Source organism: Bacillus sp. NPDC060175 (genome assembly GCF_042728695.1).
Lineage (GTDB): Bacteria > Bacillota > Bacilli > Bacillales > Bacillaceae_G > Bacillus_A.
In genome coordinates, this window is the sequence record NZ_JBHWYR010000006.1 from 91,599 (window position 1) to 105,542 (window position 13,944).

12 protein-coding genes are annotated in these 13,944 nt (G+C 34.6%); 1 reads left to right on the forward strand and 11 read right to left on the reverse strand.

Translation table 11 applies throughout. The features are described 5' to 3' along the window. Positions 1 to 16 precede the first annotated feature (16 nt). A complete protein-coding gene (locus tag ACFWDE_RS05430) occupies positions 17 to 298 on the reverse strand; it encodes an aspartyl-phosphate phosphatase Spo0E family protein (protein ID WP_002011543.1) in 282 nt (93 codons plus the stop codon). Positions 299 to 788: 490 nt separating this feature from the next. On the opposite strand from ACFWDE_RS05430, the gene ACFWDE_RS05435 reads away from it, so the two are divergent. After that, on the forward strand, positions 789 to 1,559 hold the full coding sequence (locus tag ACFWDE_RS05435; RefSeq protein WP_002158732.1) for a divergent polysaccharide deacetylase family protein: 771 nt from the start codon (positions 789 to 791) through the stop codon (positions 1,557 to 1,559). A gap of 63 nt (positions 1,560 to 1,622) precedes the next feature. Here ACFWDE_RS05435 and cbpA read toward each other — a convergent pair whose 3' ends face one another. The 10 genes from cbpA to ACFWDE_RS05485 all read right to left on the reverse strand — a co-directional run bounded on the left by cbpA (position 1,623) and on the right by ACFWDE_RS05485 (position 13,784). Beyond that, entirely contained in the window at positions 1,623 to 2,246 is a 624-nt protein-coding gene (gene cbpA, locus ACFWDE_RS05440; protein ID WP_002140932.1) for a cyclic di-AMP binding protein CbpA, read from the reverse strand. Between the two features lie 125 nt (positions 2,247 to 2,371). Continuing rightward, positions 2,372 to 3,001, reverse strand: a complete 630-nt coding sequence (locus ACFWDE_RS05445) for a class II aldolase/adducin family protein (protein WP_377890603.1) — start codon at positions 2,999 to 3,001, stop codon at positions 2,372 to 2,374. Positions 3,002 to 3,247: 246 nt separating this feature from the next. Next, a complete protein-coding gene (locus tag ACFWDE_RS05450; protein WP_377890605.1) occupies positions 3,248 to 5,506 on the reverse strand; it encodes an NEAT domain-containing leucine-rich repeat protein in 2,259 nt (752 codons plus the stop codon). 489 nt (positions 5,507 to 5,995) lie between these two features. Beyond that, on the reverse strand, positions 5,996 to 6,778 hold the full coding sequence (locus tag ACFWDE_RS05455) for a DeoR/GlpR family DNA-binding transcription regulator (RefSeq protein ID WP_377890607.1): 783 nt from the start codon (positions 6,776 to 6,778) through the stop codon (positions 5,996 to 5,998). Positions 6,779 to 6,818: 40 nt separating this feature from the next. Continuing rightward, entirely contained in the window at positions 6,819 to 8,003 is a 1,185-nt protein-coding gene (locus ACFWDE_RS05460) for a saccharopine dehydrogenase family protein (protein ID WP_377890609.1), read from the reverse strand. Continuing rightward, positions 8,000 to 9,097, reverse strand: a complete 1,098-nt coding sequence (gene phnW / locus ACFWDE_RS05465) for a 2-aminoethylphosphonate--pyruvate transaminase (RefSeq protein WP_377890611.1) — start codon at positions 9,095 to 9,097, stop codon at positions 8,000 to 8,002. Before phnW ends, ACFWDE_RS05460 begins: the two co-directional genes overlap by 4 nt. Before the next feature lie 15 nt (positions 9,098 to 9,112). Beyond that, positions 9,113 to 9,907 carry a phosphonoacetaldehyde hydrolase gene (gene phnX / locus ACFWDE_RS05470; protein WP_377890613.1) on the reverse strand — a complete coding sequence of 265 codons (795 nt, stop codon included), beginning with the start codon at positions 9,905 to 9,907 and terminating at the stop codon, positions 9,113 to 9,115. A 21-nt stretch (positions 9,908 to 9,928) separates the two neighbouring features. Beyond that, entirely contained in the window at positions 9,929 to 11,686 is a 1,758-nt protein-coding gene (locus ACFWDE_RS05475; protein ID WP_377890615.1) for a putative 2-aminoethylphosphonate ABC transporter permease subunit, read from the reverse strand. Further along, on the reverse strand, positions 11,687 to 12,688 hold the full coding sequence (locus ACFWDE_RS05480) for a putative 2-aminoethylphosphonate ABC transporter ATP-binding protein (RefSeq protein WP_002149646.1): 1,002 nt from the start codon (positions 12,686 to 12,688) through the stop codon (positions 11,687 to 11,689). A gap of 19 nt (positions 12,689 to 12,707) precedes the next feature. Beyond that, positions 12,708 to 13,784, reverse strand: coding sequence for a putative 2-aminoethylphosphonate ABC transporter substrate-binding protein (locus ACFWDE_RS05485; RefSeq protein WP_016104247.1), 1,077 nt, complete (start codon positions 13,782 to 13,784; stop codon positions 12,708 to 12,710). Between the last annotated feature and the right edge of the window lie 160 nt (positions 13,785 to 13,944).

Consider the following 13,944-nt stretch of genomic DNA (forward strand, 5'->3'; position numbering starts at 1 on the left):
AAAAGGGTAATTATACTTATTTCATAAAACCAGCCACAAACATTCTCCAAAAATTGTTCGATTTCCCTTCATACCCAATTTGAAAAATAGGAACCTTTATAATTGAAAACCATTTTGGTGTTTGTTTTTCTTTGTAACGCTGATACTGTACGATAAGCTTGTCCAATTCTTGACTAACTTGAATTGTCTCCATACTATTTAACCCACTTGTTAATCCTAAATGAATCATTTCTTCACGTTTCATATGAATATCATGCGAAAGCTTTTCTAATGTGTACTTCCTTTTTACAGTAAACATCCATATCCCCCTTATTTTTCTTCGATACTCTCAACGTCTCTTCTAGTTTAGCCCTTTAAACACTTAATCCTATTTGAATTTGAAGAATCAGAAAATTTAACATTTTCCCCCTGTAATTTACAAATCTTTACCCTCACTTTGAGAATTATTACAAATTATTCTATCTTTGTAAATACATTCGCAATAATAGACATTTTTTTCATCTTCTTTTTTAGCAAATACCAAGTAAACTGCGGATTCTCTATTTTCCATATACTTTTCTTCGACATTTTTTGTTTAATTTATATAAAAACGCAAAACATAATGATGATTGATAAAGTGAAACTTTAATCAGTAGAGGTTTTGTTCATCCCCACTGATTATTAGTCCTCACCAATCGGGCGTTTACGAGCAGTGGATCCCCCACCTAACTTCTTTGCTCCAGCCGAATTTTGAGGTGGGAGTCTTACTGCCCGCAAATAGCGGAATAAAATAGAAAGGAAATATTTATATGCGTAAATATACTATTACATTTCTCGTCTTCACCTTGTTCATACCCTTCTTCCTATTTCCTATTCAAGCAAATGCTCATACGAATAAGGTTGCTATTGTCATCGATGATTTCGGCAATAATATGAAAGGCACAGATAAGATGTTATCACTTCCTATTCCACTCACTGTTGCTGTTATGCCATTTCTTCCTTCTACTAAACAAGATGCAATAGCTGCCCATAAAAAAGGGCATGAAGTTATTATACATATGCCAATGGAACCAATTAGAGGAAAAAAAGAGTGGCTTGGACCAAAAGCGATTACAACAGATTTAAGCGATGAAGAAATAAACAACCGACTCGAACAAGCAATTCAAGAAATACCTCATGCAATAGGTATGAACAATCATATGGGATCAAAAGTAACCGCTGATGAAAGGATTGTACGTCTTATACTTTCTGCCTGTAAAAAACACGGTTTATTTTATTTAGATAGTAAAACAAACCCTAATAGTGTTGTCCCAAAAATCGGGAAAGAATTAGGCGTGCCTATTATTGAAAACCAATTATTTTTTGATGATGTATATACGGTAAGTCACATTTCAAAACAAGCACAATTACTCATAAAAAAAATCCAAGACAAACCCATTATGGTAGCTATCGGACACGTTGGGGCTCCAGGCGAAATTACATCACGTGTTATAGAAACTTCTATTCCTAAAATTCGTGAGCATGCAGACTTTATTTTTTTATCTGATTTAGCATTGTCTCCACCTTCTGTTTCAAAATAAGATTCATTTCTCACACTAAACAAGGTACCTATCTACATATAGCAGATAGGTACCTTGTTTAACTTAGATATAATCTACATGACTCACCCTAAATCCCTTTTTCTCTATCTTTTCAATTAATTGCTTTAATTTTTTTTCATTTAACTCATCCGATATATTTACGATAACACGGCGAATATATTGATCACCGTTATCAAGCGTAAACAGTCCACCGATATTATATGCTTTTAATAATGTCCCAAGCTCTTTAATTGTTCCCTTACAATCTTGTGTTGCAATTGTTAATATATAACCACCCGTCCGCATACCGAACGAATCCTCAATAACATCAAATACATTAGAATGTGTTAAAATGCCGACAAATTCATTATACTCATTTAAAACCGCTAAAAACGGGAGACGACGAATAACGTAAAAAGCTCTAAAAAAAGAATCCTTTTCAAAAATAAACGAATTTGGATTTTCCAGTACATCTTCTGTACTTACATCCTCTAATCTGCTATTACACTTCTTTTCTAAAAGATCTACTTTATAAATAATCCCCGTGAATTCCTTCTCATTTTCTGCTAATACAGGGATTGCGCGGAATCCCGTTTCATTCATAATTTGTAACGCCTTTTCACCAGAATCATTCGTTTTGCAAAATGTCACCTGCTGTTTTGGCAGAAAATGATATTTAACTCGCAAAATATGTTCCTCCTTACATGTCAACATGTAATCTATATATAATAAGGAGACCTATATTTTATGAGTGAAATTTATTTTTAAAACGCTTTCATTTTTATAGAATGATAATATCTGTGAATACATCCTTATATAACAGAACTTTTTGCCCCTTTTATCATTAAAAGCTTTACGTGATAGTTCATTAAATACTCTATACCTTCCAACCATTTTTTCGCTTCTTCTGGGGTTTTCCCCCACACGATCATTCCGTAATTATGAACAAGTACTACTCCGCCACCTTCAATAAAATTCGGAACATTACTTTCTAATAAATCAGCGAATTTTTTTTCATCTTCTACAATTGGAATTGTCATTTCTGTAATACCTTCTTTTCCAAAAACACGTTCCACACTGCGTTTTTCGAATGTTACTTCTCCTTCTTTCCCATATAGCTCTGACATTAAATGACTATCTACAGTTTGCACTTGTAAAATACATTCTGCACTACTTTTTTTATAAATATCCGCATGCATAAATGACTCTGTAGCTGGTTTTTCTTCGTTTTCAAATACTGGCTCACACATGCAATTTACGACAATAAAATCTTCTTCAGAAAATACCCCTTTATCTCTTCCCTCTACATTCACTAAAAATGTTAATGGCTCTTTTGACGTACACATCGATAAACTAATTTTTGTACCATAAAACCAATCGCGAAGTGCCAATTCTGCTTTCACATCTTTTAATTCGTTCCATTTCTTCAGAAAAAATAACATTTCGTCACCCCCGGCGTAATATTAATATAATGTTAAAATCCTTTCTATGTAAAAGGAATGTTTTTTGATTATTCTAAAAATTTAATTGAATTATCACACGAGAATACCTTTTTGTCAATATGGTTTCAACGCTCCTCGTAAGAATAGGCTGCTCACATGCCAATACCGCTGTCTATGTCCTACTTAATTTTACAATAAAAAATACGTTATTCTTCTAATGAAAGAATAACGTATTTTCCCCATTTATTATTTAATTATTGCGTTATATAAAAATTGTGCGTATTGTTCACGTGTTACGAAATCATCACCTAAAAAATCACCTTTGCCGTTACCTTTTGATACTTTATTATCCACTAAAGCTTTCACATATCCTTCCGCCCAATGACCAGATGGCACATCTTTAAAGCTCTCTACACTATTTTTATTTTCCTTTAACTGGAATACTCTTTGTAATACCACTGACATTTCATAACGAGTTAATACTCCATCTGGACGGAACTTATCATTACCGTATCCTGTCATAATTCCAGCTTGTACCACTGCACCAATAGCCTTTTCATACATATTTCCTTTCGTATCTGTAAACATCGTTTTTTGTTCTAAATCAGTGTCTAATTTTAAATACCTTTGTATTAGAAGTGCTACTTGCCCGCGAGTAATGTTGTCACCAAATCCAAATTGCCCATTTCCATAGCCTATAAATAACTTTTCTTTCGCTAAATAGTTAATTGCTTCTTCTGACCAATGACCCTTTGGCACATCTTTAAATTCAATTACTTCTTCAGCTACTTTTTCATTTACAACATTTTGAATAACAGAACCAGTGAAGAAAATTCCTGTATCCGCAAATGGATCTTTCACTCCAAATTCATATACTTTCTCACCCGGTGTACTCCATTTAACTACACCGTTACTATACGTGCCGTCATCACTCTTCAGACGAATTTTTGTAGAGATTTCACCATCTTTTTCGTATATAGGTACTCTTACTTCCTTATTTACTTCTGTTTCCTCTAAAAATACTTTTTGATTTTGAACATTGATATAAGCTGTTTTACTTAGTTCTATAACTGGTCGAACATCGCGGATTTCATTTGCAACAAAACTTAGAAATACTAACTTTTTCAAATTGCTAACTGGTGTTAAGTCTGAAATATAATTTGCTTCTAAATCAAGTTTTTGTAAGTTTACTAGACTTGATAATGGAGTAATATCCTTTAACTCATTGTTAGGTAAGTTTAAAACTTTCAACTGTGTCATCTTACTTAGAGGAGTAACATCTTTTATTTCATTTTTCCCAATCCATAACTCTTGTAATTGATTCAATTGATCAATTCCTGATAAATGTTTAACTTTATTACGCGTTAGTACTAAATCTTTTAACGGTAACGTATAAAGCGGTGTAATATCTTCAATTTGATTTCCTGCTAAAGATAAGTATGTTACATTTTTTAACTTACTTAACGGAGCAACATTCGTAATTTTATTATTTGCTAAATTCAAGTAATCTAGTTGTTCCATTTTCGCTAATTCTGTTATATCTTCAATTTGATTTCCTGCTAAATATAAACTTGTTACATTTTTCATTTCCGTTAATGGTGCAACGTTCGTAATTTTATTATTACTTAAATCAAGAGAATCTAAATTATCCATCTTAACAAGTGGTGTTACATCTACAATTTCATTAGCGCGTAAAGCCAAATGTTTCAATTGCTTTAAGCTCGTAAAGAACGACGGATCTTTTATCTTCGCATTTGCAACTGTTAAAGATTTTAAATTTGGCATATATTTTAATGCATTATACTCAAGAATCTCATTCGTATTTAAAAACAAGTCATTTACTTGTAATAACTCTTCTTTCGTAATTGGTGTATTTAAATCTTTTCTATTAAATACTTTTTTATTAACAAGTTCTCTTAGTTTCTTATCTGTTATCATGTTTTGACTATCAACTGGAGTATCCGTTTCCGTATTGCCTGAATTAGAGTTATCATCTGGTTTCTCTGTTTCTTTGTCGCCTAAAGTTGGATCTTTAATTTCAAATTGAACTTGATATTTGTGATCATATCCAATAGCCGGAATAAGTATATGCATTTGCATATTATGTTTCTTCTCAAATTCACCAATTTCAAATTGAACTACTTTCGTCCCATTTTTCCTCTTATCTTCTGACAAAACTTTCACATCATGAAATACACCTGGTTGGTTTCTATCTTCTATTCTAAGATATTGAAAATAATCGCTATCTTGTACTGTTGCAGTAACAATTTTTTTCCCGTCTTCAATCGCTACTTTAGGATTTTTTATGTACTGAGAAACCATAGATGGCTCATCTTTTTGATCCTTATATATTTTAATCTCAGTATCGTATGTGCGATCACTAGCTGCTGCTACCGACTGGTTTGCTTCAATTTTTATTGCTGCTAATGCTGGAGTAGAGTATGCAGCAAATGGAATAGCTAATGTCGTTGCTACTACTAGCGCCTTAATATAACTTTTTTTCAAAATAATATCCCCTTGTCTTATATAATTTTTAGCAATTGATAACTTTTATCAATTGCCTACAATTAAACGATAATGAATATCATTATCGTTGTCAACGAGAATATTACATTAAAATTATATTTCCGACGATAAAAAATAAAAAAAACCCTTTATTCAAAGGGCTTTTTTACCTATCGTATGAAGGATTTCACTTTTTTCTTTTTCATTAATAACACCGAGTTTTTGCAAAACATTCGCGTACAATACAAGCTTATTATATACCCGTTCCGACATTCCCGTCCCCTCTTTCCTCCAGCCAACTTTTTTTCTATTGGTAAATTATATGAAGGAAATGAGAAAATGTGTCCACTTTTTTGCACGAATGCAAATCTTTTCTCTCACTATTCGAGAGCATATCAAAATTTTGTTAAGTAAGTCCAACTATCCATAAAAGCTTGAGTGGCTAGTCCTTGCTAATAATTAACGAGAGATGGAACCTCCCGCCGCTTACTAGCAAACTGTCCATTGAATATTATGCTTTTTAACTTCTTCTTCAAAACTATATGGCATTTTCTTATCACAAATAACATGTTGAATACGAGAAAATCCTGCTATTCGGTAGTTCCCTTTTACGCCTACCTTTGTATGATCACATAAAATATACGTTTTCTCTGATAATTTAATCATCGCTTCTGACAGTTTCGCTTTTTCTAATTCAAAGCTAGAAACCCCAAAGCTAGGTAACAATCCATCAATCGAAACGAATGCTTTATGAAAATGAAATTGATGAATCACTTGCTGCGAAATAGACCCCGACACACGTGAATGTTTTGGAGATACTTTTCCACCAATAAATAAAACCTCACCGTGAAACATCTTTTTATTAATAGAAGATATTAATTGTGTCGCTACTGGAAAAGAGCTCGTAACAATCGTTAAATTTTTACGATGAACAAGATATGGCACCATTTGAAGTGGTGTACTTCCATCATCAATCGCAATAACATCTCCATCTTCCACAAACGTTGCTGCTTTATACCCAATTCTTTTCTTCTCTTCTATATGCAGCATCTCTCGTTCTAACATCGGTGCCTCTATCCCAGCTCCCGGAAGTTGAACGGCTCCACCATACACTTTCTTCAATTTTTTTTCACGATCTAATTCTTCTAAATACCGACGAATCGTCTCTGTTGATACTGCGAACTCTCTCGCTAATTCTGAAACTTTTACTTTCCCTTTAAACTCTACCTTTTCAAGAATTGTCCTCTTTCTTTCTTCACCTACTACAGACATAGCCTCACCCCATTTATATCTACCTCATAAACTGCCTTACTTATACAAAGTTATAATTTTCTTTTTCAATGAAAATCTCTTCATGAATATAAATACCGCGCTTTTCTAGTTCGTCAAAAATAATTTGTGGATTTTCGAAAGCTTCTTCAGGAGTAATAACACCGAATTTATCAACTACTCCTTTTGCAATTAACTCTGTAGCGATTCCAAATGGGATACCAACATTTCTTGTATAGGCTCTTAATTTCTCCCAACCTACTACAGAACCGTCAGATAGCGGATGTGTATGGTGTAATACATGTCGCTGTTTTTGATTATTTTTCATACCTACTACTTCTACATGAAGTGCATAACCATAAAGCTCTGTTGCTTCCCCTTCTTTCGATTTTAATAGATACTTCGAAATACAATCCATAATACCAATTTCTTTACCGTTTATTTCAATTTGATCATTACGCAATATACCATAATCATATAAAGCACGAACGAGCTGCATATTTTGCTCTGGCCAAGTACCTCTCGTTTCTATCAGCCCAACACCTTTATCCTCCAGTGCCTTCGCTAACGTAATCGTTTCTGAATGTGGGATGATATACTGCATTGTTTTTCCGTAAGGCGCTGGTAATTCAATTTCTCTTGGACGCGCAAACGGAGGTACTTGCTTAAATTCACCATCTTCATACACTGTACGCGATGGTAAATGTGGATCATATTCATATGTCGTTGTTTCTGTAATTGATGCAGAAAAAGCAATCGGACGATATGAGCCATGGCTTACTCGAACTGACTCTACAGTATCTAGCTGATTTACTGCATGCATAGCCATCATTTGCGTTACACCTGGCGTCATACCAAACCCAGGTAAACATGTTTTTCCGTTTTGAACAAATATAGAATGGGATTTATTTTCTTCACCAAATCCATTTAAGTTCACACCGTGACAGCCGGCATCTGCGATACAGCGAGTAGACAAGCCATTTAACTTTATCGTCGTGCCATCCATTACAATGTCATAGCCCTTCATTTTTGCAACGGTATCTTCATAGTTTGTCACGTCGACTTTCACAAAATCAACACGAGGATCGTTTAACCACTCTACTACTTTTCGGCCTTCCTCTTCATTAAAATCGGCTACCGTAATCGTCTCAAAAGATGAAAATTGAACTAAATCTAAAATTGCTTCACGACAAATTTTACCTGCTCCACCTAAGCAAAATACTTTCACCCTATAACAACCCCTTTAGCAATACTATCAACTAAGCGATTAATATCTTCTTCATGTACATCACCGATATTTCCAATGCGGAACGTATCTACTTTCGAAATTTTACCAGGATAAATAACAAATCCATACTGCTTTAATTCGTTATATAATTGCTGAAATTCAAATCCTTCACCAGGATAAATGAAAGATGTAATAATAGAAGATTGATATTTTTCATCTACTAACGCTCGAAAACCAATTTCTTTCATTCTATTAACTAATAGTTTTTGATTGTTATAATAGCGATTGTAACGGGCTCTTACCCCGCCTTCTTCTTCTAATTCAAGCAATGCCTGATAGAAGGCACGTACAATATGGGTTGGTGAGGTAAAGCGCCATTTCCCATTTTGCTCTTCCATCGTTTCCCACTGATCATATAAATCTAATGATAAAGAACGAGCTTGCCCTTTGCATTTCAATAATTCATCACGATTTGCGATGACAAAACCGAATCCGGGAACACCTTGAATACATTTATTCGCACTACTAATTAGAAAGTCAATTTGCAACTCAGCGATATCTATTTCAATACCACCGAAACTACTCATCGCATCAACCAGTGTAATTTTTCCGTATTGTTTTCCCAATTTACATACATCTACAATTGGATTAATAATACCTGTAGTTGTTTCACAATGAACAACTACAATATGCGTAATCTCTTTATCTTGTTGCAATAACTGTTCTACTTCTGCAATATTAGTAGGCTCCCACTCTTCTGTTTGACTGACCACCACATCTATATGTAACATCTCTGCCATTTGTACAATCCGCTTACCGTACGCACCATTTGTACAAACTAGCAGTTTTCCGTTTCTAGGAATAACAGAACCAATTACTGCTTCAACCGAAAACGTACCGCTTCCCTGCATTAAAACTGTTGTGTACTTTTCTTCTTCCTTTGTCGCTAACGATACAAGCCTATTTCTTACATCTTGCACCATCGTGTTATATTCAACATCCCACGTACACCAATCGTATAACATAACTTCTTTTACAGTTTTTGTTGTCGTTAATGGTCCTGGCGTTAATAATAAATAATGATTTTCATTCATGACCCTATGCCTCCTTTATGAAATAATAAGTTCTTGTTTCTCGATATGTTCAATTACGTTTTCGAGCTCCTGCATCGTTTCAATTGTAAAATGAGCCCCATTTTCAACGAAACGATTACGAACTACTTCTATTTTTTCACGAAGCTCTAACGGATCCATATTCTCAACTTCCTCTTCCGTTAAACCGAGCTCACTACTACCGAGGATTACACCAACTGTCCACATTCCAGCATTTCTGCCCTCTTTCATATCTGATACGGTGTCTCCAACTTTTATCATATGATTCATTGGATATACACCTAATTCCATCGCATTTTTATAGCACATCCACGGATACGGACGGCCTGCTGGAACATCATTTGGCGTCACAAGAAAATCAGGTTTATACCCTTGTATCTCTGCTTCTTTTGCAACAATGTCCATCATTTCTCTCGTATAACCAGTTGTTGATCCAATTTTAATGTCTCTTTCACGTAGTGAAACAACCACTTCTTTTACTCCATCAATTGGCGTGGCATAGTACGGTAAAATAGCAAAGAGAATTTCTTCAAATTCTTCATACATCTCATTAATGTCTGCTTCTGTTGGTAATTGTCCGAAGACATGCTTCCACTCATTTGCAATACGAGGCATTTCTGTTAGTGCCCTTACATGATCTATTTTTAATAATCCCATTGGCTTACGTGCTTCTTCTGCTGTAATTTCAACACCGCGTTTATGAAAAATCTTCATGAATACTTCTAATGGTGCAAAACATCCGTAATCAACTGTCGTACCTGCCCAATCAAAAATAACTGCTTCAATTTTCATTCTATCCATCACCCTTCTTACTTATCTTTTTTGCCATTGTGAAGTTCGGTTACGAAGTGCTTTCGTTCCCCATTCATATACAACTCTCACTACAATATTTGTAACAACAATAAGTACACTCATTGCAGCTGCTGGTGCTACATTTCCTGCATCATCCATATTTACAATTGATACAGCAGCTAGTTTAAAATCAGCCGCGTATAAGAACACTACTGCCGATACAGTTACCATTGAATTTACGAAATAGTACATAACCATTTCTAAAATAGCTGGTAAACACATCGGTACTGTTACTCGAAAGAAAGTTTTATAGAATGGTACACTCATCGACTGTGAAACAAGTTCAAACTCTCGGTCCAGTTTCTTTAAAGCAGTCGTTGCGGTAACAAACGTTACAGAGTAAAAATGAATGATATTTACTAATACTAAAACAGCAATTGTCCCATATAAGGAATGAAACGGATTTGTTACTGAAAGTCCTAGAATTTGAATTGTTGGTTGACTGAAGAAAAAGACATATCCTAATCCAAGTACTAATCCAGGAATCGCTAACGGTACAATAGAGAAAAAGTAACCTACTTTCCTGAAAAAATGTAGCTGTTCTATTTTTTCAATCGCATAAGCAAACACAAATGTTAAAATCGCCCCGATAACTGCCGTAACGACTGAGACAATTACACTATTTTTAAATGCTTCAAGTCCGTCTCCTGTCAAACTTGAAAAATTAAAATGTTCAAGTGTAAAACTCATATTGTAGGGCCAAACTTTCACACTTGCAGCAATACCAACTGCCACAAATAAAAGACTGATCATAAGCGTTATTACGCTACAATATACGAATGAAATAACATCTCTTTTCTTATTATTTATTATTCTGTATGGTACTGCTTTTGAAGATAAGAGATTCGCCTGTTTCCTTTGCGTAATACGATCAACTGCAAATGCGAAAATAGCTGGGATTAATAAAATCATTCCAACAGTTGCGCCCATGGACATATTTTGCTGTCCAATTACTTGCTTATATACGTCAGTAGCAAGTACGTTATATTGTCCTCCAACAATTTTCGGTGCCCCAAAATCAGTAAAGCTAAGTGTAAATACAACGAACATCGCGCTAATTAATCCATATTTCACACTAGGTAAAGTAACCGTAAGAAACTGTTTCACTTTACTTGCACCTAACATATTAGAAGCTTCATATAAACGATAATCAGAACCTTGAAAAGCAATTAATAAAATAAGGAATGCTTGTGGAAATGTATACATAACTTCAGCTATTACAATTCCTACTGGTCCATATAACGGTATTTGTATTCCTTCAAATAAACCGAACATCCCTTTTGTTATTAACCCTTGATTACCAAATAAATATGTAAGCGCAATACCATGCATCATCGTCGGTGCAAATAATGGCAATAATGCTATGTATTGAAATACGCGCTTTCCAAAAACATTTGTACGAGCAATTGCATATGCATAAGCGAAAGCGAGTGTAACTGAAATAATTGTTGTAGCGCCCGAAATCCATACCGTATTTTGTAATGATTGAACTAGCGTTGGTGTTGTGAAATATTTACTGAAATTCGCAACACCAACGAAAGCTCCGTCTTTATCATAAAAGGCTTGTGTAAACAGTTGTAATAAAGGCAATACAAGCATGATAAAAAATGAAAGAAGCATACCAATAATTAATAGTCTTTGTATCCACTCTTCTTTACCGATACGTCTCTTAATCTTTTTTTTCGTACTTTCCACCTTAAAGTTTTCTAACATCTCCATCTATACAATGACCTTCTTTCCATATGACAACATATGATTTTCTGAGAAAGAGATTTGAATTGACTTTCCTTTTCTAATTGCAGTCGCCTCTACTTCTGATGCCAATATATCCACTACAATTTTCTCGTTATAAAGGTGTGTTTTCTCTTCTATGACCCGCACTTCCGTCCGATATACAGACCCGCGAAATTCCATGCTTTCTACAACTGTTTTAATACCATTATTTTGTACAACTGTTACATGTTCAGGACGAATTGCATGTTCTTCGTTATTTTTCGAAAAGAAATTAATAGAACCAATAAAATCTGCCACAAACGGATTGGCTGGTCTTTGATAAATCTCCTCTGGTGTCCCAATCTGCATAATTTCCGCATGATTCATTACAACAATTTTATCAGCCATCGTTAATGCCTCTTCTTGATCATGCGTTACCATAATAGTTGTTACTCCCACTTTTTCTTGCAAATCACGCATTTCTCTACGCAATTTTTCACGCACTTTTGCATCTAAAGCAGATAACGGCTCATCAAGTAACAAAATATCGGGAGACAGAGCGAGCGCACGTGCAAGTGCTACTCGCTGCTGTTGTCCACCAGACATTTGAGCAGGATATTTATCTTTTACATTCATCAAATCAACAAGTTCTAACGCCGATAGCGCTTTCTCTTTTACTTCTGCTTTTCCATATTTTTTTGTCTTTAAGCCGTATTCAATGTTTTCAAGTGCAGTTAAATTCGGAAATAATGCATACGATTGAAAAACCATTCCGAAGTTCCTCTTTCCAGGTGGTAATGCTGTAATATCTTTTCCATTCACAGCAATACTACCTGTTGTTGCCTCTTCTAGCCCTGCTAAAATTCTGAGCAACGTCGTTTTCCCACAACCACTTGGGCCTAATAAACAAACAAACTCATTTTTTTTCACAGTAAAAGAAATATCTTTTAACGCTGTAAATGCATCAAACTGTTTTTGAATGTGTTGAATTGATAAATATTCGCTCATTTTTCTCTCTCCCACTCACTTACTTTTTCGGTTCTGCTTTTTGGCCAAACTCTTTTTCCCATTTTTCTAAAATTTTGTCGCGATTTTCTGCTGCCCATTTAAAGTCATTCTTTTTATATAACTTTTCTGTCACATCTTTAGGGAATCCATCTGGAAGTTTATAATCATTTTTAATTGTCGCAAATCCATTTTTCTCGAAGTATAACTTCATTACATCATCTGTAATTGCCCAATCTAAAAATGCTTGTGCTAATTTATCATTTTTTGCATTATCTTTTTTAATAAGTGCATTCGCTTCTACTTCCCAACCTAATCCTTCTTTCGGCAGTACAACTTCAACTGGTGCACCTTTTTGTTTCTCTTTCAAAGCACTATAAACCATTGACACACCAACTGGATATTCACCCGCTCCTGCTAATTTCGCTGGTTTTGAACCTGAATGAGTATAAGTTGCCATATTATCATGAAGTTTCTTCATGTAATCCCAGCCCTTATCTTCTCCCATAATTTGTAGCCATGCAGAAACTGTTAAAAATCCTGTTCCAGAAGAAGCTGGATGCGGCATAACTAGCGTTCCTTTATATTCTGGTTTCGTTAAATCTTCATATGATTCTGGCATCGGTAAATTTTTCTTCTTTAATTCTTCTTTATTTACAGCAATCCCCGTCATAAATGCCGTATTACCTACCCATTTTTCTGGTTGCTTATCATCTTTAAATTGCGGAAGAACACGATTTGCTCCTTTTGGAGAGTATCCTTTTAACATATCTTTTTTATCTAAAGCTAATAGACTAGACGCTGCAGTTCCCCATACAACATCTGCTTGTGTATTTTTTCCTTCAGCTAGTAATTTCGCTGTAATAACTCCAGTTGAATCACGAACAATGTTCAACTTCACGTCTGGGTACTTCTGTTTAAAAGAATCAAGATAAATCGGTACAAGCTCTTCTTCAATCGCTGTGTAAATAGTTAATGATCCAGATAATTTATCATCTTTCACTTTTGCTCCAGCACTTTCTTCTTTCTTTGCACCACACCCCATTAATAACGAAAATACCATTCCAGTTGCTACAGCCTTAAAGATTGTTTTTTTCACTGTCTCTCTCTCCTTTTACAAATCTTATGTACAACTCAAATATAAACAACTAGTGTAAAAGCAGTATTAAACCAACATTAATCTTTTGTTTGTTGTTTGTTTTTGTGTAATACGTTGCTACTTCTATGTTTTTTCGCATTTTTCTGCTAATATCTAACGT

Excerpts from the sequence above, each read along its gene's own strand:
- ACFWDE_RS05430 (WP_002011543.1), bottom strand. The coding sequence starts at position 298 with ATGTTTACTGTAAAAAGGAAGTACACATTAGAAAAGCTTTCGCATGAT.
- ACFWDE_RS05435 (WP_002158732.1), top strand. The coding sequence starts at position 789 with ATGCGTAAATATACTATTACATTTCTCGTCTTCACCTTGTTCATACCC.
- ACFWDE_RS05445 (WP_377890603.1), bottom strand. The coding sequence starts at position 3,001 with ATGTTATTTTTTCTGAAGAAATGGAACGAATTAAAAGATGTGAAAGCA.
- ACFWDE_RS05455 (WP_377890607.1), bottom strand. The coding sequence starts at position 6,778 with ATGTCTGTAGTAGGTGAAGAAAGAAAGAGGACAATTCTTGAAAAGGTA.
- phnW (WP_377890611.1), bottom strand. The coding sequence starts at position 9,097 with ATGAATGAAAATCATTATTTATTATTAACGCCAGGACCATTAACGACA.
- phnX (WP_377890613.1), bottom strand. The coding sequence starts at position 9,907 with ATGAAAATTGAAGCAGTTATTTTTGATTGGGCAGGTACGACAGTTGAT.
- ACFWDE_RS05475 (WP_377890615.1), bottom strand. The coding sequence starts at position 11,686 with ATGGAGATGTTAGAAAACTTTAAGGTGGAAAGTACGAAAAAAAAGATT.
- ACFWDE_RS05480 (WP_002149646.1), bottom strand. The coding sequence starts at position 12,688 with ATGAGCGAATATTTATCAATTCAACACATTCAAAAACAGTTTGATGCA.